The organism is Anaerovorax odorimutans DSM 5092 (assembly GCF_000426305.1).
GTDB classification, from domain to species: Bacteria; Bacillota; Clostridia; order Peptostreptococcales; family Anaerovoracaceae; genus Anaerovorax; species Anaerovorax odorimutans.
On sequence record NZ_AUFC01000018.1, the window covers coordinates 1 to 23,573 of the forward strand.

The window sequence follows — 23,573 nt, forward strand, 5'->3', positions numbered from 1 at the left end:
TTCATATAATCCTAACGTAGCAGGAAGTTATACATTTACAGCAACACTTGGAAGCTTGCCAACCGGATATGCAAATACAGGAAACTACACAGCGACAGTTGAGATTATAGTTAATAAACAATCTTCTTCTGGAGGTCATAGCTCATCTTCCTCAAACACAACTATAACTTCTACTAAGGTTATTGTGAACGGAGAAGACTATAATGCGGGTAGTACACAGACTGAAAGTGTTAACGGTAATATGGTTACTACGGTTACTTTAGACACTGAGAAGATAGTGAAGCTTCTTGACTCAAAGGATGCGAAGCCAGTAGTTACTATTCCTGTAATAAATAGTTCAGATACGATTTCAGGGGTTTTAAATGGTCAGATGGTAAAGAGTATGGAAAATATTGAAGCCACACTTAAAATTGAAACTGCTTCAGCAACTTATACTCTTCCTGCCAGCCAAATTAATATCGACTCTGTATCACAGCAACTGGGTACTCAGATAGAATTAAAAGATATTAATGTTCAAATTCAAATTGCAGAGCCTTCTGCTGATACTATTTCAATAGTAAAAAATGCAGAAGAAAAAGGAAAATTTACACTGGTAGCTCCAGCAGTTGATTTTAGTATTAGCTGCATACATGACAATAAAACTGTAGATATAAGCAAATTTAATACTTATGTTAATAGAATGATTGCTATTCCTGAGGGGGTAGATCCTACTAAGATTACAACGGGTGTTGTAGTCAATACAGACGGTAAAGTTAGACATGTACCTACTAAGATCACACTAATTGATAGTAAATATTATGCGATAATTAATAGCATGACAAATAGCACATATACTGTTATTTGGAATCCTATTGAGTTTTCAGATGTTGTAAATCATTGGGCGAAAGATGCTGTGAATGACATGGGCTCCAGAATGATAGTAACAGGTGTAGGTGATGGCACATACCATGCGAACAGCAATATTACTAGAGCTGAGTTTGCGACAATTATGGTAAGAGCTCTCGGTCTTCAAGAAGGAATAGGTGACAATAAATTCAATGATGTGAAAGAAAAAAATTGGTACTGCGAATATGTAGAGACAGCGTCCTCTTACGGTATTATTACGGGTTATGGCAATGGTAACTTTGCACCTAATGATAAAATTACACGTGAGCAAGCAATGGTTATGATTGCACGAGCTATGAAATTAACCGAACTAAACGTTGATTTGAGTGATGCTGAAATCAGTACATTACTTGGTGGTTATACAGATTCTGCAAATGCATCAAAGTACGCAAAACAGAGCATTGCAGCATGCCTCAAATATGGGCTTATTTCTGGAAGTGAAAAAAAATCACTTACACTTAAGAATTCAATAACAAGAGGTGAAGTTGCAGTTATTGTACAGAGATTGCTGCAAAAATCTAACTTAATTTAGACTTTGTGCACATTTTTCTTTTTCATTAAAAAAGCTTTTTATGAATTTATATTTTTCATAGAAAGCTTTTATTTTGTTATTTACAGGCTATTTCATAATCTCATAATGTCATTTCCGTTTCAAGTTCTTCTAGATGTATACAGTTACTTTTGTTTGACAGGAATCCAAATTTCACTATAGTATTTTTCATCCTGTATCCCTTTTGCATATTGGGTAGCATCACTATACATTTCAATGTTGTATCCTGCAGCTATTTCATATTCCTTGCAGTTGGGCAGCCATTCTGAAAATATTCTTTCATTTACCTCCTGTAAGGACTTGGGCATTGCACCTCTGCAAGCAAAAACAGCCCAAGTATGTTTAGGAATAACTTTTGTAATAAAGCCTTCGGGGATTTCCATAGAAGGGTTATAATTATCTGCAATCAAGTATTCAAACTCATCCCCGCTCATGTCTTCATCAATACTCATTCCATACATACCGCACACGGTTTCGCCTTTTCCTGTTTGATAATGCTCTGTCCAAAACTGTGGAATTTCTTCTTTGGCATTATCATATCTGAACATTTTTGATACACCTAAAACTGTAAATGTATCCTTTTTAATAATTTTATAATCCATAACATATCCGCCTTTCAATATAAATTTGATTCTTAATGGAGCAAAAGATTTAATCATCGCTCCGTCTTTTCGAACAGAAGTAGGTGTAACGCCATGAAAACGAGTAAAAGCTTTTGTGAAACTATCGGGTGAGCCATAGCCGTATTTAAAAGCAATATCTATAATTTTCTTGTCAGTAGAAACAAGTTCATTTCCGGCAAGAGTAAGCCTGCGCAGCCTGATATATTCTCCAACTGTAAGACCGCAAAGCATTGTAAATCCCTTTTGAAAATAGAATGGGGATATAAATACTTGTTTTGAAATATCTTCAATTGTAAGTTTTTCAGTAATATTATCTTCAATATAGAAAATTGCATCACTAATACATTCAATCCATCCCATACTCGTTACCTCCTGTCTATAACTTTATCTTATCACCCTCAAAGAGGTTATTCCCGACTTTTTATGCTATGTTTTGTCGATGAGGTTGTATAAGTTAATAATCATCTTTTAATTATATCTATTTTTATAAATTATCATCTTTATCAAGCTTATATTTGTTTTATTATACATTATTTTAATGATTTATAATTAAATGTTGATAAACTCTTTATACCAAAAATAATTTATCTATCGCTATCAAAATCCATGTATATAGGTTATCCATAAACAGAATAGGGCTGTGGATGAAAAAAGGATTATTTTGGGAAAATCCTTTTAAAATATTGAAATATAACGCTTTTCATGAATTGAAGTTATGCACAGGTAAGGTTGGATAAAATAGTATACAATTTTATATTGCATGTGGAAAAATATCATAAGTCCTAAAATTATGAGAATATCAGGCTGTTGAAAAATGTTTACGCTATTATATCCTTAAGTTTACATAATGATTAATAAGATTATAACTTGTGTACATTTTATTGTTAACGGGTTCTGAAAGTTAAGATAAAGGTCAGGAAATAAATCCATAATTTTTAATAATTCCTATGAAAAAGTTCTCGCTTTTGCGGGAACTTTTTATAGGAAAACTTAAAATTGTTTAATATATTTTTAGATTTTAGATTTTCTTGTCTTTTAAAAAATATCCATCTACTTTTTTAAAGTAGAGCCTTTGTTGATCTAAAAAGAATTTTGGAAGTTTCTTATGTAACTTAGATTTTCTTTTTACAAGAAATTAGCCAAGGTGCCGGAAATGGTTCTACTATGTTTTTACTATTGACGTGAGATATTCCTATGTGTATAGCTTCTGTACGTTCTAAGCCGTTTTCTCGACATAAAGCTGAAAGAGATGATAACATTTCAAAATCTAGTGTATAGATTATAAATTTTATGTCAGGATTAATAGACATAAGGATTTTTACTTCTTCATCAATTCTCGCAGAAGCTACTATAAATGCTATATCCGGTACATCTACATTACTTAAGATTGAATCCTTAAGAGATTCAACGATAGTTACGTTATTTAATCCAAATTTTGATATATTTTCTTCCATCGTATCGCGGTCTTCTTTGTTATACTCTACAGCAATGACACTACCTTCAGAAACGATCATGGCGGATTCCACCGCAATGCTTTCTCCAGATATTATACAAATATTATTTTGATCTCCCAAATTGAGCTTATTCATGATAATAGCTCGAACTTCCTGACATACATAATGAACAGAGTTGTAAGAAAAACGTCGGTTCTCAATACCAATCTGATAATTTGTTGCAGCATTAGGATTTAGAATCAGCATAGCTGCAGAAGCATTGATCCCTCTATTAATCATACTTGAGAGTTTACTATGCTTAATTTCTCCATATGGTTCAGAACCTTCATTATACCAGACTTCGCAATCTCCTAGTTCAGAATTCCACATGTCGTAGAAGATATCTGGATGCCCTGCATCTACAAAGACTAGTACTGCTCGGTTGCTCATAACGGTTGGCATTAAGTTTTTATTTTTCTTTGTAATATCCATCATTTTTAGTTCTGATAGGTTAATATCAATGTTTTGAGAAAAATAACGAAGCCAAGACAAAATGATCTCATTCGTAAATATTGTCTGTTCCACAGCTTTTTACCTCCCTGTGTTAATAATTCACACTATAATTGTAGTGTATTTTTTAATTGTTATCTTATAGTCCATATAGGATATAAGCTTAGTAATATAGAGGTTATCTGTTTCCTTCTTGAAGTTTTTTTCATAAAATAATGTAACACCTCTAATTATAATTATAATACCATATTTTTAAGATTTGTGAAGATAAGAAAGATACTTAGATATAAATTTGCGCTACTTTTTAGATAAAAGCTAGATACCATTCTAGAAGAATATCAGGCTGTTGAATAATATTTGTATGATAATAGTATTAAGTCTACATAATAATTGTTTTATTTTGTTTATAATTTTCTAATGAAATACAAAAGAATATTATAAAAATATAAGAACCCGTGTACATTTTATTGTTCACGGGTCCTGAAAGTTTTATCTTATCTACGTGTTCTAGGTCTGCAAGGATCACAGTTGTTATAACGGTTATTATTGCATCTGTTATTACATGGATCAACACATTCGCATTCACATTCACATTCGCATTGGCAATCATTTTGAGTACTTTCTTCTTCTGATTCTGTCTCTCCACAATTTTCAATAGTATCACTTTCTTTGATCTGATTTGGGAATAATGATGGGAATGTAGTACAAATTGTGGATACTTGTGGTGCTAATTGTACAAAACCTGTAGATAATACACAGAGCTGTACAGGAACTATTATTTTCTTTTCGCAAGTAACACATAAAGCAATAATTAAATTAGCTTTAACTGTTCCATCAGGACATACAGTTATATCTCTTCCTATGTTGTTTGTAGCCAGTCTTGTTTCACAAGCTGGATTACAGAATTCTGTGAAACGTGGTAAGAATGCACTATCGTGAGTAGAAGGCATACACATTTCAAAGAAATTTGTTAGCATTAGCGGAGCGTTACTGTTAGCAATATTTACATTTGCACTGACCGTGAATACCACTTCGTGATCGCATCTGTCGCATAATAGTAAATCAATTGTAACTAAAACATCTCCTGTTACATGAATATTTTGTGTGCCAAATATTGGTGTTCCCATGCATTTTTCATCACAGTCATCTGTGTCTGCAAATAATACTTTCTCTGAGAAAGTTCCGTCTGGACCTACGACTGAGATCTCTTCACCATCGCACTTCTTGATAAATGTAGCGCCTGAAATGGTGGTATCTAAGTCAAGAGTAAGATTATTTGGATCATCAACATTTAACGGATTAAAGAACCTCTTACAACGAACATCAATGACTCTCTTTAGTCTGTGACCTTTTGGAATAGCAGGACTAAAACACTGATTACTAACTGTTTTCAGACCTTGAAGATTAAATAATACAGCATCATAAACCTTTTGAACATATATAGGTTCAGATACTACGTCTTCTAAATTTCCATTCCATTCGCAGAGCTGATTTGCATTGCAGCAATTTTGAAAGAGGTCCGGCGATACGTTGCCACCGAAACAACTCATATATTTCCCTCCTTTAACCGGTCATTATATTTGTTTTCAAAGCCAGTATATTCGGAAAGAAGGGTTTATGTTACAATTGAAAGCATAACTTAATTCTTAAAATTTTAATATTAGTAATTTTTTGTTTTTTTTCTATCTAATTCTTTTGAAAGTTTTATAACGACAGCGCTTAATGCCAGTAGAGCTAAAAGATTTGGGATTACCATTAAACCGTTAAACATATCTGCTAATTCCCATACAAGTTTTACCTTTAATTTTGAACCTATAATAATGAAAATCATAACTAAAACAGCATAAATTATAACTGCTTTTTGACCAAAAAGATATTTTACATTTATTTCTCCAAAAAAGTACCATCCAATAATTGTAGAGAATGCAAAAAATAACATACAGATTGCTATAAATATTGCTCCGAAATTTCCAAAAGAAGCAATAAAAGCAGCTTGAGTTAAAGCAACTCCCTCCAGAGCTCCGTCAAGAGGAATTCCTGATGTTAAAATAACTAATGCAGTCATATTTAATATGATAAAAGTATCAATAAATACACCCATCATTGCAATATTACCTTGTTCACAAGGATGTTTTACTTTTGCAATCGCATGAGCATGAGGAGTAGATCCCATTCCGGCTTCATTAGAAAAAAGACCACGGGCAACACCATAACGTATTGCATCTCGTACAGTAATACCTAATACACCTCCGGCAATCGAATTGGAAGAAAAAGCACCTGTAAAGATTTGATTAAAGGCTGTCCCTATATTTTCTATATTCATAATAATTATTATTACAGAACCAAGTATATAAAAGCCTGCCATAATTGGTACGATTTTTTCTGTTAAAGAGGCAATTCTTCTTACACCACCTATAAAAATAAATCCGGCAACAACAGCAACGGCAATTCCTATATATAATGGATCTATATTGAAGGCTGTGAAGGCATTGCCTATAGAGTTTGATTGCACCATATTTCCCATAAAGCCTAACGCTAAAATTATTAATATAGAAAAAATTGAGGCTAGTATTTTGCCAAAAGAACCTTTAAAAGCAGCTTGAATGTAATAAACCGGACCTCCGGTTACTTTACCACGTATTGTTTTTTTATATTGTTGAGCCAAAGTTGCTTCTGCATATATTGTAGCCATACCAAAGAATGCACTGACCCACATCCAAAATATTGCGCCGGCACCGCCGGAAAGTATTGCAGTTGCTGCACCAGCTAAATTTCCCGTTCCAACTTGTGCTGCAATTGCTGTGGCAAGGGCTTGGAATGAACTCATTCCGTCATCACCTGCTTTTGCACCTCTAAGATTAAGTTGACCAAATGTAGCATTAAAGCTTGCCTTAAAATTTCTGACCTGAATAAATTTTAATCTTAAAGTATAATATATACCTGTGCCGCAAAGAAGAAAAAGTAAAGCTGCACCCCATAAAAAATCATTTGCCTTTACAGCAACGTCCATAATAAAATTCATAAATGTATTCCTCTCTTGTTTTTCTTAAATATATACACCACAATATGATAACAGAATTATAAAATATAAGTCAATAAAATATATAAATTTACATCTTTATACAAGATTTTAAATATTACGTAATTATTCAAAATAAAGAGTACTAAAATCTTTTATTTATCTTACTCTAGAAATAAAAGGTCAGTTGCTGTATAATAAAATTAAGTAAAAGAACGGGAGGAACTGTTATGTTTGGCATTAATTATAAGAATTGGATTAATGAAAATATTAAATTAAAAGTTATAGAGTATCAAAAAATGTTAAATGTAGAACCATCTTGGGATGATATAGAGGTAGGTTATGCAAATACAGAGGATGAGAAATTCATGGAATTTTATAAAGAAGAGAAATGTAATCATCCTAAAAAACTTTACAGACCAGGAAATACTATAGTTTGCCATTTTATACCAATATCTAAAGAATTAATTAAAAAATATCAAGATGGAGATATGGATGAAAAAACATGGTTTAAACTTTGTCTAGATACAAGACAAGTTTCAAGAGGAATTACGGATGCAGTTACATCTACTTTACAAGGTTTTGGAAGAGAAGTTGCTTTATTGTCTCAAAAAGAAAATTGGTCACATATTTGTGGAGCAGAAGTTGCAGGACTAGGAAAATTTGAATATAAAGACAATATGTTTTGCATAGGAGATAAAATTGGATATTTAGGTGCTGTATCTACAGAATTAAAATTGGATTAATATGAATTGTAAATAATGCGCTCTCATATAGTTTTATATGGGGGTGTTTTACTTTGGATGGAAAATTAAAGAAATTTATGATTTCTGGCATAATTTTTACAATAGTAATAGGTACATTATTACATTTTATTTATGAATTGTCTCTCGAAAATCCTATAGCAGGTGTATTTGGTAGCGTTAATGAAAGTACTTGGGAGCATTTAAAACTTCTTTTTTGGCCAATGTTTTTTTATACGTTAATAGGATATTTTATATTTGGGAAAAAATATGAAAATTATTTTACTGCTGTATTAAAGGGAATAATTGTTGGTCTCTTAACAATTATAATTATTTTTTATACATATACAGGAATTATAGGGACTAACCTTTTGTTGCTGGATATATTAACTTTTATTGTAGGCGTAGTATTTGCATTTATTAAAATGTATAATAATATAATTTCTTTGGATACGGATCAAAGAAACAGTTTTGTAATGAATTCTAAAATATCATTTTTAATAATAATACTAATAGCAATTTTATTTATAGTCTTTACTTTTTTTCCTCCTAAATTAGGTCTATTTATAACAGCATAAGTATTAAATAGCAGTTTAAAACAGGACTGCTAATTTATATTTTTAAAAAGTTAATAATTTTTTAAATACTCCATATTTTATAAGAAAAAATCTAATATATGGAGTATTTTTATGCATAAGAATCCAAGAAAAATTAAAACTATAAGTATTAATTGTAAGTTAATATATGATTTATTAATAAGGGTCAAAATAATAATTTTGTTATTTTAATATTTTATGTAAATTATAACTTTGTTTTGAAAAAACATATAAAATAACTAAACTTATTTTTATGAATTTTTAGTATGCCTAAGAGTAATTGTTATTGGAAGGGATACCCAAATCCACTTGACAAAGTAACAACTTATGACGTATAATAAAGTTGTTACTTTGTCGATTTAAGTTTAGACGATATAATTAAAATGGTTATTAAGTCGAATTTAAGCAACAATAAGTTAACGGAAAGGAAACTATATGTCCAAAATAGAAGTAAAGAATTTATATAAAATATTTGGATCAAATCCAAAAAAAATATTACGTTTAGTAGAAGAGGGAAAACGAAAGGAAGAAATATTAAAATCAACAGGACATGGAGTAGGTGTAAATAATGCAAATTTCAAAGTTGAAGAAGGAGAAATATTTGTAGTTATGGGACTGTCAGGCAGCGGTAAATCTACTTTGATTCGTTGCCTAAACAGCTTAATTAAACCAACTTCAGGAGAAATATTGATTGATGGTGAAAATATCGTAGGATGTAACAAAGAAACTCTTTTGAATGTCAGAAGAAAAAAGATTTCTATGGTTTTTCAAAATTTTGCTTTATTACCTCATCGCAATATTGAAAGTAATGTGGCTTTTGGATTGGAGATTCAAGGCATTAATATAGAAGAAAGAAAAAAGAGAGCACAAAAAGCTATAAGCATGGTAGGTCTAGAAGGTTATGAAGATCGTATGCCGTCTGAACTTAGTGGAGGTATGCAGCAAAGAGTAGGTCTTGCAAGAGCTTTGGCAATGGAATCGGATGTTTTACTAATGGATGAAGCTTTTAGTGCCCTTGATCCTTTAATAAGGAAAGAAATGCAGGATGAACTTCTTATTTTACAGAATAAAATGCATAAAACAATCATTTTCATTACACATGATTTAGATGAGGCACTTAAACTTGGTGATAGAATAGCCATTATGAAAGATGGTGTAATTGTTCAAATTGGTACACCTGAAGAAATTTTAACAAGTCCTGCTGATGGATATGTAAGAGAATTTGTTAAAGATGTTAATCGTGTAAAAGTAGTTACTGCTTCTACCATTATGAAAAAACCTACTCCTGTTGCTTTAGCAAAGGATAGTGTACGTATAGCAGTGCGAAAAATGCAGGAAGCGTCTATATCAAGCATTTTTGTATTGGATAAAGAAGGTCGTGTAAAGGGTCTGCTTACTATTGATGATGCTATGGAATTATTAAAATCTGAAAATCATGATATGGAAAATGTTTTAAATAAAGATATTTGTACAGTTCCTCCTGATATGTCAATAGAGAATTTACTTCCTTTGGTTATTGATTCAAAATACCCTATAGTAGTGGTAGATGAAGAAGAAAAAATCATGGGAATTATAATGAAAGTATCTGTTTTGGCAGGTATCAATGGAGAGGAGGGGCAAAATGTATAGACTTCCTATTGGAGATTATGTTGAACGTCTCACGGATTGGCTTACTGTAAACTGGGCAGGTTTTTTTGGAGCTATAAAAGAGTTTTTACTTGGTATTATCACAAGCTTTGAATGGCTGTTTACAATTATTCCGTTTTATATAATGATTATTTTAATAACTTTACTTGCATGGAAATTGGCAAATAAAGGAGTAGCAATTTTTACACTGGTAGGCTTACTTATTGTACAGTCCATAGACCTATGGACAGAAACAATGCAAACTTTAGCTTTAGTTATAACTTCAACACTGATAGCTTTAATAATAGGAATACCTTTGGGAATTTGGATGTCCAGAAGTGAAGCGGCAAATAAAATTATTCGACCTATTTTAGATTTTATGCAGACAATGCCAGCATTTGTATATCTTATACCAGCTGTATATTTTTTTGATTTAGGAATGGTTCCAGGTGCTGTTGCAACAATTATATTTGCTATGCCTCCTGCTGTAAGATTAACAAATTTAGGTATTCGTCAAGTGCCGAAAGAAGTAATTGAAGCTTCTAAAGCTTTTGGCTCTACAGATAAACAAATGCTGTTTAAAGTTCAGATTCCTTTGGCAATGCCTACAATATTAGCAGGATTAAATCAAACTATTATGCTATCCCTTTCAATGGTAGTAATATCAGCTATGATTGGAGCAAGCGGATTGGGAATAACTGTTTTAAAAGGTATTACACAACTTAGGGTAGGAGAAGGCTTTGAAGGTGGTTTGGCTGTAGTAATCCTTGCTATGATATTAGATAGAATTACCCAAGGATTAGGACAATCAAAAAAGAAAATTTCAAAAAGGGAGAATTCTAAGTAGAAGATAAGTAAATAAGCTCCCGTTAAAAGGAGTTTATTATTTATATTATTTTAGAAAAAGAGAGGAGAGTAGAAATGAAAAAATTATTAATTATGATGCTTATTGGAGTTTTAAGTTTAGGTATTTTTACCGGCTGCGGAGAAACTTCAGATGTTAATGGTGGAAATGGTGATGATGGAGATAAAACCATTACTCTTGGTTATGTAAATTGGGCTGAAGGTATAGCTATGACAAACCTTGCTAAGGCTATACTTGAAGACAAGTTGGGTTATGATGATGTTAAACTTACAATGACAGATGCAGCACCATTATTTACATCATTAGCAAGTGGGAATACAGATGCCTTTTTAGATGCTTGGCTTCCTGTAACCCATGAAAGTTATATGAAAAAATACGGTGATAAAGTAGAGGATTTAGGTTATAATTTTGAGAATGCAAAAATTGGACTAGTTGTACCTTCTTATGTTGATATTAACAGCATTGAAGATCTTAATTCTATGAAAGATGAATTTGACGGGAAAATAGTAGGTATTGACTCTGGTGCAGGTATAATGTCTGCTTCTGAAAACGCAATTAAAGAATATGGTTTAGATTACGAATTGATGCCTGGCAGCGGTCCAACAATGACAGCAGCTTTAAAAAAGGCTATAGATAATAATGAACCTATAGTTGTTACAGGTTGGCAGCCACATTGGATGTTTGCAAAATGGGATCTTAAATTTTTAGACGATCCAAAAGGAGTATATGGAGAAGCTGAGTATATTCATACAATTGCAAGAAAAGGTTTATCAACCGATATGCCTGATGTAGCTAACTTCCTAAGTAATTTCTTAATGAGCAGTGAAGAACTTGGAGACTTAATGGGCGAAATTGAAAATAATAGTGATAAAGATGCTGTTGAAGTTGCAAGAGATTGGATGAATGCTCATGAGGATTTAGTAAATAGTTGGATTGAAGAAAAATAAGATATTTAATTTTATTTACTTATAAATAGAGAATTTTTTAGGAAACGTCTTAATAGATGTTTCCTATTTTTGTAGTGTCTTTTAGTCAAGCAAATAATCCTTTTATTAAAAAAGCACATTAATGAATAACAATATTTATTAATATATTTATAAACATTAATCTTAATAACAGAGGTAACTTTAAAATGATGTAACAAAAATATATAAAGGTTATATAGGTGAAAATATTAGATATTTAAAATATTGATAATAAGCTATTATGTAAAATATTTTATTATAAATAATATTAATATAAGAAAAAATACAAAAACTTATGATAATAACTATAAAAATACGAATAATATATTTTATTTTAACCTTTAAATATTGTACAATTGATTGGACAATATAATTAATATTATATATAGAATGGATTATATTATATAAATATAGACGAGATAAGTAAAATTTAGCAGTTTTAATTTATTTTGCTTGTAACTATCATAATAGGTATAATTTATATTAAATGGAGGAAAATGTTATGTTTAAAACAATAATTGAAAATGTAAAATATAAAACCCCTTTAGTACATTGCATAACAAATTATGTAACGGTAAATGATTGTGCGAATATATTGATTGCTTGTGGTGGATCACCTATTATGGCAGATGATTCAAATGAAGTAGAAGATATTACAACTATTTGTAATTCACTTGATATAAATCTTGGCACCTTAAATGAAAGAACGATTATATCCATGGTAAAAGCAGGAAAAAAAGCTAATGAGTTAAATCATCCAATAGTATTAGATCCTGTAGGAGCAGGAGCTTCTAAATTTCGTACAGATGTTACTTTGAAATTATTAGAAGAAGTTAAATTTTCGGTTATTAGAGGAAATATTTCTGAAATTAAGACTATATCACAAGGCAGCGGAACAACAAAAGGTGTGGATGCTGATGTGAGTGATAAAGTAACAGAAGAAAATTTAGATGAAGCAGTTATTTTTGCAAAAAAATTGAGCGATAAATTAAATACTGTAATTATAATAACAGGAGCTATTGATATTGTTGCGTGCAGTGATAAAGCGTATATTATAAGAAATGGACATGCTATGATGTCAAAGATTACAGGCAGTGGATGTATGCTTACAGCTGTTATTGCTGCATATATAGGAGCAAATAAAGACAATATTTTTGATGCTGCAGCTGCAGCTGTCTGCGTAATGGGACTATGTGGAGAAATAGCTTATAAATATGTTGAAGAAAATAAAAGAGGCACATCTACTTTTAGAACTATTCTTATTGATGAAATGAGTAAGATAAATGAAAAGGATGCAGAAAGAGGTATGAAAATTGAAATTAGATAAATCAAGCATGTTGTTATATGCAGTAACCGACCGCAAATGGCTTTTAGATAATTCTCTAAAAGAACAAGTAGAGCAAGCAATAAAAGCAGGCGTAACGTTTGTTCAATTAAGAGAAAAAGATTTGAATGATAAGGAATTTATTCAAGAAGCTGAAAACATAAAGAAAATTACTGATAAATATAACATTCCATTTGTAATTAATGATAATCTTGAAGTTGCATTAAGTTGTGGTGCGGATGGAGTTCATGTTGGCCAAAGTGATATGAAAGCCAGTGATGCAAGAAATAAATTAGGAAAAGATAAAATTTTAGGAGTATCAGTGCAAACTGTTCAGCAGGCACTTGAAGCAGAAAAAAATGGTGCAGACTATTTAGGAGTTGGTGCAGTATTTTCTACAACAACAAAAGCTGATGCAAATAATGTCTCATTTGCAACATTGAAAGAAATTTGTGATGCAGTATCTATACCTGTTGTAGCTATCGGAGGAATTAATAAGGATAATATAATGCAATTAAAAGGAAGTAATGTTGACGGCGTTGCAGTGGTATCTGCTATATTTGCAGAAAGAGATATATATAATTCAACTAAAGAACTTTACAAATTAACTTGTGAAATGGTGAAAAAATGAATTTAAAAGGTATAATCTTTGATTTAGATGGAACACTTCTTGATTCCATGGAACTTTGGAGTACTATCGGTGAAAAGTATCTGAAATTAAAAGGATATAAGGCAAATAAAGATTTACAGCAAACATTAAAAACTATGAGTTTAATACAAGCAGCACAATATTTTCGTAAAACTTATGGGATTACAGATAGTGAAGAAATGATTATTAAGCAGATAGATGAGCTTGTAGAAATTGGATATTATAAAGAGATTCCATTAAAAAAAGGTGTTCTTTCACTTCTTAATAAATTACATAATAAAGACATAAAAATGTGCATTGCTACGGCAACGGACAAACATTTAGCTGAAGCAGCATTAAAAAGACTTGATATATTGGGTTATTTTTGTGGAGTTTTAACTTGCAGTGAAGTGGGCTTTGGAAAGGATAGACCGGAAATTTTTCGTAAAGCGTTGAAATTGCTTAATACAGATATAAATGAGACTGTTATAATCGAGGATAACCTTCATGCAATAAAAACAGCAAAATCAGCTGAGTTTATGGTATATGGAGTGCATGACAAATTTTCTGAAAAAGATTCCAAGCAAATTAGATTGGTAGCAGACAAATATTTTATTACACTGGAAGATTGGGAGATATAAATATGAAAAAAATATTAACAATAGCAGGCTCAGATTGCAGTGGAGGAGCAGGAATACAGGCGGATATTAAAACAATAACAGCTCATAAGGCTTATGCTATGAGTGTAATTACTGCATTAACTGCGCAAAATACCACAGGTGTTTATGATATTATGGAAGCAACACCACAATTTGTGGCAAAACAATTGGATTGTATTTTTACAGATATTCGCCCTGACGCAGTAAAAATTGGTATGGTATCTAATAAGGAGATTATAACAGTAATTGCAGATAAACTTATAGAATATAAAGCAGAGAATATTGTAGTTGATCCTGTTATGATATCCACGAGCGGAAGCAAGTTGCTAAATGACGATGCTATGTTAGCATTAAAAGAAAGACTATTGCCAACTGCAAATCTTATAACACCGAATATTCCTGAGGCAGAAAGTTTAAGTGGGCTACTTCTTATAGATAAAAAAGAAGATATGGTTTCTGCTGCTGAATTAATATCCAAAACAGGCAAATATGACATCCTAATTAAAGGTGGTCATCTAAGAAACGGTGCCCATGATTTACTTTTGAGCAATAGTCAAATATACTGGTTTAAGCAAAATAAAATTGATAATCCAAATACCCATGGTACAGGCTGTACCTTATCTTCAGCTATAGCATGTAATCTTGCTTTTGGATATTCTATGAATCAAAGCATAGAAAATGCAAAAGAATATATTACAGGTGCGATTTCTAACAGATTAGATTTAGGAAAGGGCAGTGGACCTCTTAATCATTGTTATAATATAAAATAAAAATATTTTATTCTTTATCTGGCTCAGCTTCGTCTGCATCAATTTTGGCAATGACTTTAGCTAATCGTTTCTTATGCTCAAGATTACCTAATCTTGCAATCATAATTCTTTGAGCCTGTGGAGAACCGGCTCCGTGTAAAGATTCTGTTCTATATCCAACTGCTCCGGTACCAAGAGTTAAATTTTCAATAAGCCTCATAATTCTCATACGATGTTCAGTTGGAACAGATTCTACACCTTTAAGATATTTTTTAACATAATGTCCGATTTCTTTACTTCTCAAGTCTTTTTCTGATGGTTGTGTAACCATAATACCACCAGCAAGATCTTCTGCGAGTCTTGATATTTCATAAGGAAATCTTGTAACATTTTGCTTACATACATTTGCTAATAATAAATCAATAAGATAAGCACCAGAAGGAGTTTCCACACCTTCATATGAACAAGCAAGGGCACATGCAAACATTGTTTCATTCAAATGTGTCATTTCAATGAGTTTATCTCTGACATGAGAAGCTCTAGCTACACCGTTATAATCTGCTGCAAGTCCTGCTGCACCAATTAATACATCACTAACACCACATTTGCAAGCATAACTTGGCCTGTGATGACCGCTGAATCTTTCTACTAAAGGAATAACAAATTCAGTTTCACCGTCTAAAAATATTCTTTCATTTGGAACAAATACATGATCAAAGACAACAAGTCCTTCTTGTCCACCGAACATACTGTTTCCTACATCAATTTCTGATCCTTCCAATTTTCTTGTATCACATGATTGACGTCCATAAATTATAGTAATACCAGGTGTATTAGTTGGTACTGCAAATGATATAGCATAATCTTTATCTTCAGGTTTCATTGCTATTGTTGGCATACATAATACTTCTTGAGAATTACATATTCCTGTTTGGTGGGCTTTACATCCGTTTACGATGATTCCATTTTCAGTTCTTTCCACTACATGAAGATATAAATCAGGATCAGCTTGCTGACTAGGTGATAATCCTCGATCTCCTTTAACATCAGTCATAGCACCATCAACTACTATATCTTCCTTTTGAACGTATTTTACGAATTTTACAATGTTTTCAAAATAATTTGTCTTATATTTTTTATCTACCTCAAATGCAACACTATATACTGCGTTCATTCCATCTTGTCCAACGCATCGCTGAAAACAACATGCAGTTTTTTGACCAAGCATTCTTTGACGTTTTACCTTTTGTACTAAATCATCTGTACTTTGGAAAATATGATTATAAAAATTAATTTTCTCTCCTGTTAAATGAGATTTTGTAGTCATTAAATCTTCATACATAGGATCTAAAGCTAAATCATGAGTTAAAGCTACAGCATTTAGAGAGGGAATGATTATTGGATGGTCAACAGGTGATTTGATTTTTTCTCCAAACATATATACATTTAAATTTAAATTTCTAATACTTTGGATGTAATCTTTTGCATTTCTTATTGACATTTTTAGATTCTCCTTTCATATAAATCTTTTTAAGATTGCATTTTTATTGTGTCCAAAACTGGAAATTTAAATCATAAAATTAATATAAATCAAGCATTTTATTCTTCTAAAATTTTCTTTTTTATAGTCATAATTTTATAAAATATGTTATTATATTCTAGAGGAAAATTTATTAAAGCAAAATTATAAATATGCACTAAAAAAATAATAATGATTATATCAAGCTTACATATATTGTAATTCAATAATGTGAAAAGGAGTGAATAAGTGGATATAAAATTTGGTGATAAATTGATTAATTTAAAAAGAGATTTATTTATTTCGTTATTTATTACTTTATCAATATTTATAATCGATTTTATTGTGTATATTACAGGGGGTACTGAGTTTGTTTTTTGTCATTTAATATATATTCCAATTATTATTTCTGCTTATTTTTATGGTGTTACAGGGGGTCTTGTAACTGCTGCGATTGCAGGAATCAGCTTAGGTCCTTTAATGCCTGTTAATGTTCAAATGGGAATTATGCAGCAACCGATTAATTGGATTCTTAGAATGATTTTTTTAATGGCTATGGGTTTAGCTACAGGAATAATGTTTGATAAGCTTAGAAAGAATAAAGAAGATTTGATAAAAAAATCTTATAAGCATGTAATTACAGGATATCCTAATACAAATAAACTAAAACTTGATTTAAATGAATTGATTGATTCAAAAAAAGAATTTACCTTACTAGTATTTAAAATTGTAAATTTGGATCACGTTAACCGGTACATTGATTATAAAACGGGAGAAAAATCAATTTTTAAAGTTATAGAAGTTTTAATAAAAGATTTTAATAAAAATGACATTTACTCTATTTATACTAATGAATTGGTAGTATTGATAAGAGAATGCAGTATTGAAGAAGCTTATATAAAAGCAAAAGAGTTTTTGGATAAATTTAAATCACCATGTATCATAAATGGTTTACCTGTCAGTCTTCGTATTACAAGTGGAATAGTAAATTGTCCTTTAAATGGAATAGAAACAAATGAGCTTTTTAAAAAACTTGGAACTACATTAGATAGCAAGGATTTTGATGGAAATGGAATTTATGTTTATGAGAATTCTATAGCAGAGCAAAATAAAGAAAATTATTTAACCTTTGTCTCTCTTTATGATGTTCTTAAAAATGATAATTTAGTTATGGTATATCAACCTAAAATTAATATAGAGACAAATGAAGTAATAGGTGTTGAAGCTTTATTAAGATATAAAAATAATGTAGATGGAAAAATTAATATTGAACAAATAATAAATGTAGCAGAAGAGACGGGTATTATAAATGATATAACAAAATGGGTTATAAATAATACTACAAAGCAATTAAAAAAGTGGAAAGAAGAAGGATTAGATATAAAGATAGCAATTAATATTTCATCTAAAGATTTAAAGGATAATTCTGTTATAGAATATACAAATAAATGCATAAATGAATATGGAATTAACTCGTCAATGCTTGAATTTGAACTTACAGAAAGAACCATTGTTGAGAATGAAAAGAAAGTGGAATCTCTATTAAAAAGTGTAAGAGATATAGGGTTAAAAATTTCACTAGATGATTTCGGGACGGGATATAACTCTTTAATACACCTTGTTAATCTTCCAATTGACTATATAAAAATCGATAAAGTTTTTATAGACAATGTTGAAGACAAAAATAACAGATCAATAATTGAAGGAATTATCAACTTAGTAAAAATTATGGGTAAAGAGGTTATTGCAGAAGGTGTGGAAACGGATAAACAATTAGAAATTTTAAAAGAGTTAGGTTGTAATAATATTCAAGGATATTATTTTAGTAAGCCACTGCCACCGGAAGAATTAAAAGATTATATTTTAAAATTTAATAAATAAAAATTTATTTAATTTCAACATTTTTTAATAAATCTAAAATGAAAAAGTATTTAAAAATTGTTAAATAATATAGTGAAAAGGGTATAAAAGTAATAATGTAACAAATTAAATTTTATAAAAGGGGAAATAAAATGAATAATTATTTACATATTGCCATAGGACCTTCTACAAAAGGAAGTTTAAAGTGGTTTTTTAAGAATAATAAGGAGCATAAATTTTATGGTGAAATCAGGGGCTTTTATGATGATCTTTCCATGGGAAGTCTTTATGGGATTGAAAATAATTTAGATACCAGGATTGATTGGATAAAGAAATTATATTATGAAACTGGACAAGTTGAATTTTTTCAAGAATATACTATGGATTCAGAATTAAAGGAATCATATATATCTGAGATGGATATCTCACAAAATTGTAAAATTATTATTTGGCATGGAAATAATGTAGTAGAGCAGACAGCATTAAGATATTTAGTTAATAGATTTAAAAATAATGAGATTTATGAAGTTTCTATACCAAGTTATATTAAGAGAGATAAATTGGAGATATATTTAAAAAGTACTGGCGAATGTTCTCCGGAAGAACTGGGGGCAGCAATAGAGAATATTTCTTTGATTAATACGTGGAGAAAAGATAATTTAATAAGTGAATGGAATGAAATGATAAATGAAAAAGCTACGTTAAGAATAATTGAAGATAACAAAATAATTCCTGTAAGTGATGATTATTATGATAAAGAAATATTAAAATATACGCCTAAAGATTTTATAAAGGCTGTCAGAGTAGTAGGAATGGTACTTGGTATGTCTAATCAAGTGGTAGGAGATTTATTTATAAATTACAGATTGAGGAAATTGATTGAATTAGGTAAAATAGAGTATAGTGGTAAGCTGAAAATGATGAGAGACTTTAATGTAAGACTTAGAAGTTAATTAAATTATACAAATCTTTTGAAGGTTTAAAAACAGGTTGAAAACATACACTTAAAAATGTTATAATAATTATAAATATACTGATTCAAGTTTATTATAAACCCCTCGAATTTCGAGGGGTTTATCTGGGATTAAGAAAAATACATCTATATATATTAAGGACGGAGAACTTTACATATGCAAATTAAAGAAAAAATATTATCAATATTAGATCGTATTTGGAAAAACCTTTGGGGTTTTTCCAAATGGGTTTTTGTAGCAATTTTGGTTGGAATAATAGTTGGAAGTATTGGCTGCATTTTCTATTTCTCATTAAATTTTGTAGAAGATTTTAGAAAAAGCAATCCATGGATGCTTTATCTTCTACCAATAGATGGACTTTTAATTGTATTTTTATATCATTTATCACATGTTGTAGAACCGAGAGGAACAAATTTAATTCTTACAGCTATTTGCTGCGAAGAAACCGAACCTCCTGCAAGGATGGCACCGTTAATTTTTATCTCTACTACGTTAACTCATCTTTTTGGGGGTTCGGCAGGCAGAGAAGGAGCAGCACTTCAATTAGGAGGCAGCCTTGGTAATTTTATAGGAAATATTCTTCAATTTGATGATAAAAGCAAAAATATTGTAATTATGTGTGGTATGAGTGCAGCGTTTACTGCAATCTTTGGAACTCCAATTGCTGCAACCATATTTGCTATGGAATTAATCAGTGTGGGGATTATGTATTATTCAGCATTAGTACCTTGTGCTATTGCCTCGATTGTAGCATATGCTATTGCAGGACAATTGGGTATTAAACCGGAATCTTATAATATAATAAGTAGTCCTGCATATGGGTTTATAAGTATTGTTCAAGTTTTAGTTTTAGCAGTGTTATGTGCAGGAATTAGTATTGTTTTATGTTATTCATTGCAAAATGCAGGCAAAAGCTATAAAAAGTATTTTCCAAATCCATATCTGAGGATATTTGCGGGAGGTATATTTGTTATTGGACTTACTTGGATCTTTCAGACACATGATTATTTAGGGCTTGGTAAGAATATTATAGTTCAGGCTATTGATTATGGAATGGTTAGACCGGAAGCTTTTGTGCTTAAAATCCTATTTACAGCAGTTACTTTAGGTGCCGGTTTCAAAGGAGGAGAAATTGTACCTGCATTTTTTGTAGGAGCTACCTTTGGATGTGCAGTTGGTAGCCTTTTAGGTCTTCCTCCCTCATTTGCAGCAGCAATAGGGCTGATTGCGGTTTTCTGCGGTGTAACTAACTGTCCAATGACAGCTTTAATTATGAGCTTTGAATTATTTAATTTTACATCGCCTTTATTGTTTTTAATAGCCACAGGAGTAAGTTATATGCTGTCGGGGTATTATAGCTTGTATAGTACTCAGAAAATTATGTATGATAAATTAAAGCCACAATATATAAACAGAAAAACTCACTAAATATTTATGAAATTTGTATAAGGAAAGATTAATAGGAGGTTATTAAATGAAAAAATATTTATGGACAACTATAACGGTTAATAATTTAGAAGAATCAATAAAGTTTTATAATGAAATTTTAGGATTAAAAGTAAATAGAAGATTTGCAGCTGGCCCTGGTAAGGAGATTGCTTTTTTGGGAGAAGGAGATACTAAGATAGAATTAGTTTGTGATTCTAATATTAAAATAGAGAATAGGAGCTCTGGTATATCTTTGGGATTTAAAGTTGAAAATTTAGATGAAACTTTGAAAATGACAGAAGAAAAAGGAATTAAGATGACAAAAGGTATTTTTCAGCCTAATCCACATGTTAAATTTTTCTTTGTTAATGATCCTAATGGAATTGATATCCAATTTGTAGAAGAAATATAATCTTTTAGTTTAGGGATTATGATAGAAAGATTTATTTGAAGTTTAACTAAAAAATATGATATATTAAAATAATAATCTAAATATTCAATAAATAATTCTCAATTATATAATAAAATCTTCTGAAAAATTTTATTATTAATATTTGAAATAACTTATAGTTATATTTATTAAAAATAGGAGAAAATATGAAAATCCTAATTGATGCTGATGGTTGTCCCGTAGTAAACATTGCTGTTAAAATTGCAGTGGAAAATAAAATAGAATGTATTATTATTTGTGATACTTCCCATTTCTTTGAAAGAGATGGTGCTGAAACTATTACAGTTTCAAAAGGGGCTGACAGTGTGGATTTCGTCTTGGTCAATATGGTTTTAAAAGGTGATATTGTAATAACCCAAGATTATGGCCTTGCCGCCATGTGTCTTGCTAAAAAAGCAATTCCTATAAATCAGAACGGAATGATTTATAGTAATGATAATATTGATAGTTTATTATTTGCAAGGCATACTGCAAAGAAAATAAGAGAAGCAGGAGGGCGTATTAAAGGCAACACAAAGCGAAAGACAGAGCAGGATGAAGCCTTTGAAAGGGGATTAAAAAAGCTTGTTTATACATAGAAATTAAAATAGAGTAAAATGGGGAGGAATAAAAATGGACAAGAGAATAAAAAACACTATTGAAAATTTAGAGAGGAATGGCTTTAGTGTAGAATATTTTGAAACAAGTAAGGACGCTAAGAGTGCATTACTTACTGATATAAAAAAAAATGAAACAGTAGGTTTCGGAGGTTCCATGACTTTAACCAACATGGGAGTTTACGAAGATCTTGTTGCGCAAGGCAATACAGCATATTATCATGGCAGAGCAAAGAGCCCTGAAGAAAGAAAAAATATAATTAAGAATGCGGCCACTGCGGATGTTTATTTATCCAGTTCCAATGCAATAACAGAAGATGGAAGGCTGATTAATATAGATGGGGCAGGAAATCGCTTATCAAGCATGCTCTTTGGACATAAAAGACTTTACATAGTAGCAGGGATAAATAAGGTTGTTAAAAATTATGAAGAAGCTATAATTAGAATAAAAAATGTAACTTGTCCTCAAAATACAGATAGGTTAGATTGCAATACACCTTGCAGAAATACAGGAAAATGCGCTAATTGTGATTCACCACAGAGAATATGCAATGCTACTTTAATTATGGAACGCCAAATGTATGGCGCACATACAATTATTTATTTGATAAATGAAAATTTAGGATATTAATGACAAAACGTATAACGGCGAAATTTTTTATAAATTCCGCCGTTATTTTTATATAAATAAATTATTAATGGTGTAAGTTATAATTTGTTTATTTTTTCATAAGTAAAATTATCGATTAATTTTGTTTTACCAATATATACAGAAACAGCTATTAAAATAGGAGCCTCTATTTTATCTACGGATTTTAAAGTTATTGAATCTACAATGGAAACGTAAACTATAGATGCCAGTGGCTGTGAAGTAATTTTATTTGATATTGCATCACGGAGTTTTGCAGCATTACGTTCCCCTGAATCTAACATACTTTTTGCAAGTTTTAAACTTTCGTGTAAAATAACAGCAGCTTTACGTTCTTGCACCGAAAGATATGAATTCCTTGAACTTTTGGCAAGACCATCTTTTTCTCTTACAGTAGGGCAGCCTATAATTTCAATATCCATATTGAGATCACGAACCATTCTTTTTATAACAGCTAATTGCTGAGCATCTTTTTCTCCAAAGTAAGCTCGATTTGATTTTGTTATATTGAATAGTTTTGTAACTACAGTGCAAACTCCTCGAAAATGACCTTCTCTGCTTTTTCCACAAAGCTCATCAGTAAGACCATTCATATCCACAAATGTACAAAAATCCGAAGCATACATTTCTCTTGAATCAGGAGCGAAAACTAAATGAACACCTGCTTTTTTACATATGTTGGTATCATGTTCTAAATCACGCGGATATGATGAGAAATCTTCTTTAGGGCCAAACTGCATAGGATTAACAAAGATACTAACAATAACCTTTTCATTATCTCTTACAGCTTTCTGAATGAGACTCTCGTGTCCTTCATGTAAAAAACCCATGGTTGGAACAAGTCCTACTTTATAACCTTCGTTTTGCCAATCTGAAACAATTTTTCGTACTTCTTCTATGGTAGTTGCAATAAACATAATT

General features: G+C 30.7%; 22 protein-coding genes. 16 read left to right on the forward strand and 6 right to left on the reverse strand.

The window, feature by feature from the left end; all coding sequences use genetic code 11:
* The coding region (locus tag K292_RS16430; RefSeq protein WP_169515445.1) for an S-layer homology domain-containing protein at nt 1-1,417 on the forward strand (1,417 nt) is incomplete at its 5' end.
* A 143-nt stretch (nt 1,418-1,560) separates the two neighbouring features.
* On the opposite strand, the gene K292_RS0107790 is transcribed toward K292_RS16430, so the two are convergent.
* The 4 genes from K292_RS0107790 to K292_RS0107805 form a co-directional block, all read right to left on the reverse strand.
* Nucleotides 1,561-2,418 carry an AraC family transcriptional regulator gene (locus K292_RS0107790; protein WP_027399365.1) on the reverse strand — a complete coding sequence of 286 codons (858 nt, stop codon included), beginning with the start codon at nt 2,416-2,418 and terminating at the stop codon, nt 1,561-1,563.
* 752 nt (nt 2,419-3,170) lie between these two features.
* Nucleotides 3,171-4,043 (reverse strand): precorrin-6B methylase, encoded by an 873-nt coding sequence (locus K292_RS0107795; protein WP_245570842.1) that lies wholly within the window; start codon nt 4,041-4,043, stop codon nt 3,171-3,173.
* 452 nt (nt 4,044-4,495) lie between these two features.
* Nucleotides 4,496-5,551, reverse strand: a complete 1,056-nt coding sequence (locus tag K292_RS16435) for a hypothetical protein (RefSeq protein WP_207637164.1) — start codon at nt 5,549-5,551, stop codon at nt 4,496-4,498.
* A 110-nt stretch (nt 5,552-5,661) separates the two neighbouring features.
* Nucleotides 5,662-7,023 (reverse strand): alanine/glycine:cation symporter family protein, encoded by a 1,362-nt coding sequence (locus K292_RS0107805; protein ID WP_027399367.1) that lies wholly within the window; start codon nt 7,021-7,023, stop codon nt 5,662-5,664.
* Between the two features lie 227 nt (nt 7,024-7,250).
* Between K292_RS0107805 and K292_RS0107810 the strand changes: the two genes are divergently transcribed.
* From K292_RS0107810 to thiD, 9 genes are all read left to right on the forward strand, one after another.
* Complete coding sequence (locus K292_RS0107810) at nt 7,251-7,766, forward strand: hypothetical protein (protein WP_027399368.1); 516 nt, start codon at nt 7,251-7,253, stop codon at nt 7,764-7,766.
* A gap of 53 nt (nt 7,767-7,819) precedes the next feature.
* Complete coding sequence (locus tag K292_RS16440; RefSeq protein WP_051280507.1) at nt 7,820-8,341, forward strand: DUF6512 family protein; 522 nt, start codon at nt 7,820-7,822, stop codon at nt 8,339-8,341.
* Nucleotides 8,342-8,794: 453 nt separating this feature from the next.
* The gene (locus tag K292_RS0107820) at nt 8,795-9,988 is read left to right on the forward strand and encodes a quaternary amine ABC transporter ATP-binding protein (protein ID WP_027399369.1); all 1,194 of its coding nucleotides are present in this window, start codon (nt 8,795-8,797) and stop codon (nt 9,986-9,988) included.
* A complete protein-coding gene (locus K292_RS0107825) occupies nt 9,981-10,832 on the forward strand; it encodes an ABC transporter permease (protein WP_027399370.1) in 852 nt (283 codons plus the stop codon). Before K292_RS0107820 ends, K292_RS0107825 begins: the two co-directional genes overlap by 8 nt.
* A 74-nt stretch (nt 10,833-10,906) precedes the next feature.
* On the forward strand, nt 10,907-11,797 hold the full coding sequence (locus tag K292_RS0107830) for a glycine betaine ABC transporter substrate-binding protein (protein WP_027399371.1): 891 nt from the start codon (nt 10,907-10,909) through the stop codon (nt 11,795-11,797).
* A 520-nt stretch (nt 11,798-12,317) separates the two neighbouring features.
* Nucleotides 12,318-13,142, forward strand: coding sequence for a hydroxyethylthiazole kinase (gene thiM / locus K292_RS0107835; RefSeq protein WP_027399372.1), 825 nt, complete (start codon nt 12,318-12,320; stop codon nt 13,140-13,142).
* Nucleotides 13,129-13,770: a thiamine phosphate synthase gene (thiE, locus tag K292_RS0107840; protein ID WP_027399373.1), complete on the forward strand. Its 642-nt coding sequence runs from the start codon at nt 13,129-13,131 to the stop codon at nt 13,768-13,770. Before thiM ends, thiE begins: the two co-directional genes overlap by 14 nt.
* Nucleotides 13,767-14,408, forward strand: coding sequence for an HAD family hydrolase (locus K292_RS0107845; protein ID WP_027399374.1), 642 nt, complete (start codon nt 13,767-13,769; stop codon nt 14,406-14,408). The genes thiE and K292_RS0107845 overlap by 4 nt, the downstream gene beginning before the upstream one ends.
* A gap of 2 nt (nt 14,409-14,410) precedes the next feature.
* Nucleotides 14,411-15,196, forward strand: a complete 786-nt coding sequence (gene thiD / locus K292_RS0107850) for a bifunctional hydroxymethylpyrimidine kinase/phosphomethylpyrimidine kinase (protein ID WP_027399375.1) — start codon at nt 14,411-14,413, stop codon at nt 15,194-15,196.
* A gap of 7 nt (nt 15,197-15,203) precedes the next feature.
* On the opposite strand, the gene K292_RS0107855 is transcribed toward thiD, so the two are convergent.
* Nucleotides 15,204-16,676, reverse strand: coding sequence for a 4-hydroxyphenylacetate 3-hydroxylase family protein (locus K292_RS0107855; RefSeq protein WP_027399376.1), 1,473 nt, complete (start codon nt 16,674-16,676; stop codon nt 15,204-15,206).
* 267 nt (nt 16,677-16,943) lie between these two features.
* On the opposite strand from K292_RS0107855, the gene K292_RS0107860 reads away from it, so the two are divergent.
* The 6 genes from K292_RS0107860 to K292_RS0107885 all read left to right on the forward strand — a co-directional run bounded on the left by K292_RS0107860 (nt 16,944) and on the right by K292_RS0107885 (nt 22,634).
* Nucleotides 16,944-18,575: a bifunctional diguanylate cyclase/phosphodiesterase gene (locus K292_RS0107860; RefSeq protein ID WP_027399377.1), complete on the forward strand. Its 1,632-nt coding sequence runs from the start codon at nt 16,944-16,946 to the stop codon at nt 18,573-18,575.
* 131 nt (nt 18,576-18,706) lie between these two features.
* Entirely contained in the window at nt 18,707-19,507 is an 801-nt protein-coding gene (locus K292_RS0107865; protein ID WP_027399378.1) for a DUF3658 domain-containing protein, read from the forward strand.
* 177 nt (nt 19,508-19,684) lie between these two features.
* Entirely contained in the window at nt 19,685-20,956 is a 1,272-nt protein-coding gene (locus tag K292_RS0107870) for a chloride channel protein (protein WP_027399379.1), read from the forward strand.
* A gap of 46 nt (nt 20,957-21,002) precedes the next feature.
* On the forward strand, nt 21,003-21,368 hold the full coding sequence (locus tag K292_RS0107875) for a VOC family protein (protein WP_027399380.1): 366 nt from the start codon (nt 21,003-21,005) through the stop codon (nt 21,366-21,368).
* A gap of 185 nt (nt 21,369-21,553) precedes the next feature.
* Nucleotides 21,554-21,985, forward strand: a complete 432-nt coding sequence (locus tag K292_RS0107880) for a YaiI/YqxD family protein (protein WP_027399381.1) — start codon at nt 21,554-21,556, stop codon at nt 21,983-21,985.
* A gap of 34 nt (nt 21,986-22,019) precedes the next feature.
* Nucleotides 22,020-22,634, forward strand: a complete 615-nt coding sequence (locus tag K292_RS0107885; protein WP_027399382.1) for a lactate utilization protein — start codon at nt 22,020-22,022, stop codon at nt 22,632-22,634.
* A gap of 77 nt (nt 22,635-22,711) precedes the next feature.
* On the opposite strand, the gene panC is transcribed toward K292_RS0107885, so the two are convergent.
* Complete coding sequence (gene panC, locus K292_RS0107890) at nt 22,712-23,569, reverse strand: pantoate--beta-alanine ligase (RefSeq protein ID WP_027399383.1); 858 nt, start codon at nt 23,567-23,569, stop codon at nt 22,712-22,714.
* Nucleotides 23,570-23,573: the final 4 nt, after the last annotated feature.

Excerpts from the sequence above, each read along its gene's own strand:
- K292_RS0107790 (WP_027399365.1), bottom strand. The coding sequence starts at position 2,418 with ATGGGATGGATTGAATGTATTAGTGATGCAATTTTCTATATTGAAGAT.
- K292_RS16435 (WP_207637164.1), bottom strand. The coding sequence starts at position 5,551 with ATGAGTTGTTTCGGTGGCAACGTATCGCCGGACCTCTTTCAAAATTGC.
- K292_RS0107805 (WP_027399367.1), bottom strand. The coding sequence starts at position 7,023 with ATGAATTTTATTATGGACGTTGCTGTAAAGGCAAATGATTTTTTATGG.
- K292_RS0107810 (WP_027399368.1), top strand. The coding sequence starts at position 7,251 with ATGTTTGGCATTAATTATAAGAATTGGATTAATGAAAATATTAAATTA.
- K292_RS0107820 (WP_027399369.1), top strand. The coding sequence starts at position 8,795 with ATGTCCAAAATAGAAGTAAAGAATTTATATAAAATATTTGGATCAAAT.
- K292_RS0107825 (WP_027399370.1), top strand. The coding sequence starts at position 9,981 with ATGTATAGACTTCCTATTGGAGATTATGTTGAACGTCTCACGGATTGG.
- K292_RS0107830 (WP_027399371.1), top strand. The coding sequence starts at position 10,907 with ATGAAAAAATTATTAATTATGATGCTTATTGGAGTTTTAAGTTTAGGT.
- thiM (WP_027399372.1), top strand. The coding sequence starts at position 12,318 with ATGTTTAAAACAATAATTGAAAATGTAAAATATAAAACCCCTTTAGTA.
- K292_RS0107845 (WP_027399374.1), top strand. The coding sequence starts at position 13,767 with ATGAATTTAAAAGGTATAATCTTTGATTTAGATGGAACACTTCTTGAT.
- thiD (WP_027399375.1), top strand. The coding sequence starts at position 14,411 with ATGAAAAAAATATTAACAATAGCAGGCTCAGATTGCAGTGGAGGAGCA.
- K292_RS0107855 (WP_027399376.1), bottom strand. The coding sequence starts at position 16,676 with ATGTCAATAAGAAATGCAAAAGATTACATCCAAAGTATTAGAAATTTA.
- K292_RS0107865 (WP_027399378.1), top strand. The coding sequence starts at position 18,707 with ATGAATAATTATTTACATATTGCCATAGGACCTTCTACAAAAGGAAGT.
- K292_RS0107870 (WP_027399379.1), top strand. The coding sequence starts at position 19,685 with ATGCAAATTAAAGAAAAAATATTATCAATATTAGATCGTATTTGGAAA.
- K292_RS0107875 (WP_027399380.1), top strand. The coding sequence starts at position 21,003 with ATGAAAAAATATTTATGGACAACTATAACGGTTAATAATTTAGAAGAA.
- K292_RS0107880 (WP_027399381.1), top strand. The coding sequence starts at position 21,554 with ATGAAAATCCTAATTGATGCTGATGGTTGTCCCGTAGTAAACATTGCT.
- K292_RS0107885 (WP_027399382.1), top strand. The coding sequence starts at position 22,020 with ATGGACAAGAGAATAAAAAACACTATTGAAAATTTAGAGAGGAATGGC.
- panC (WP_027399383.1), bottom strand. The coding sequence starts at position 23,569 with ATGTTTATTGCAACTACCATAGAAGAAGTACGAAAAATTGTTTCAGAT.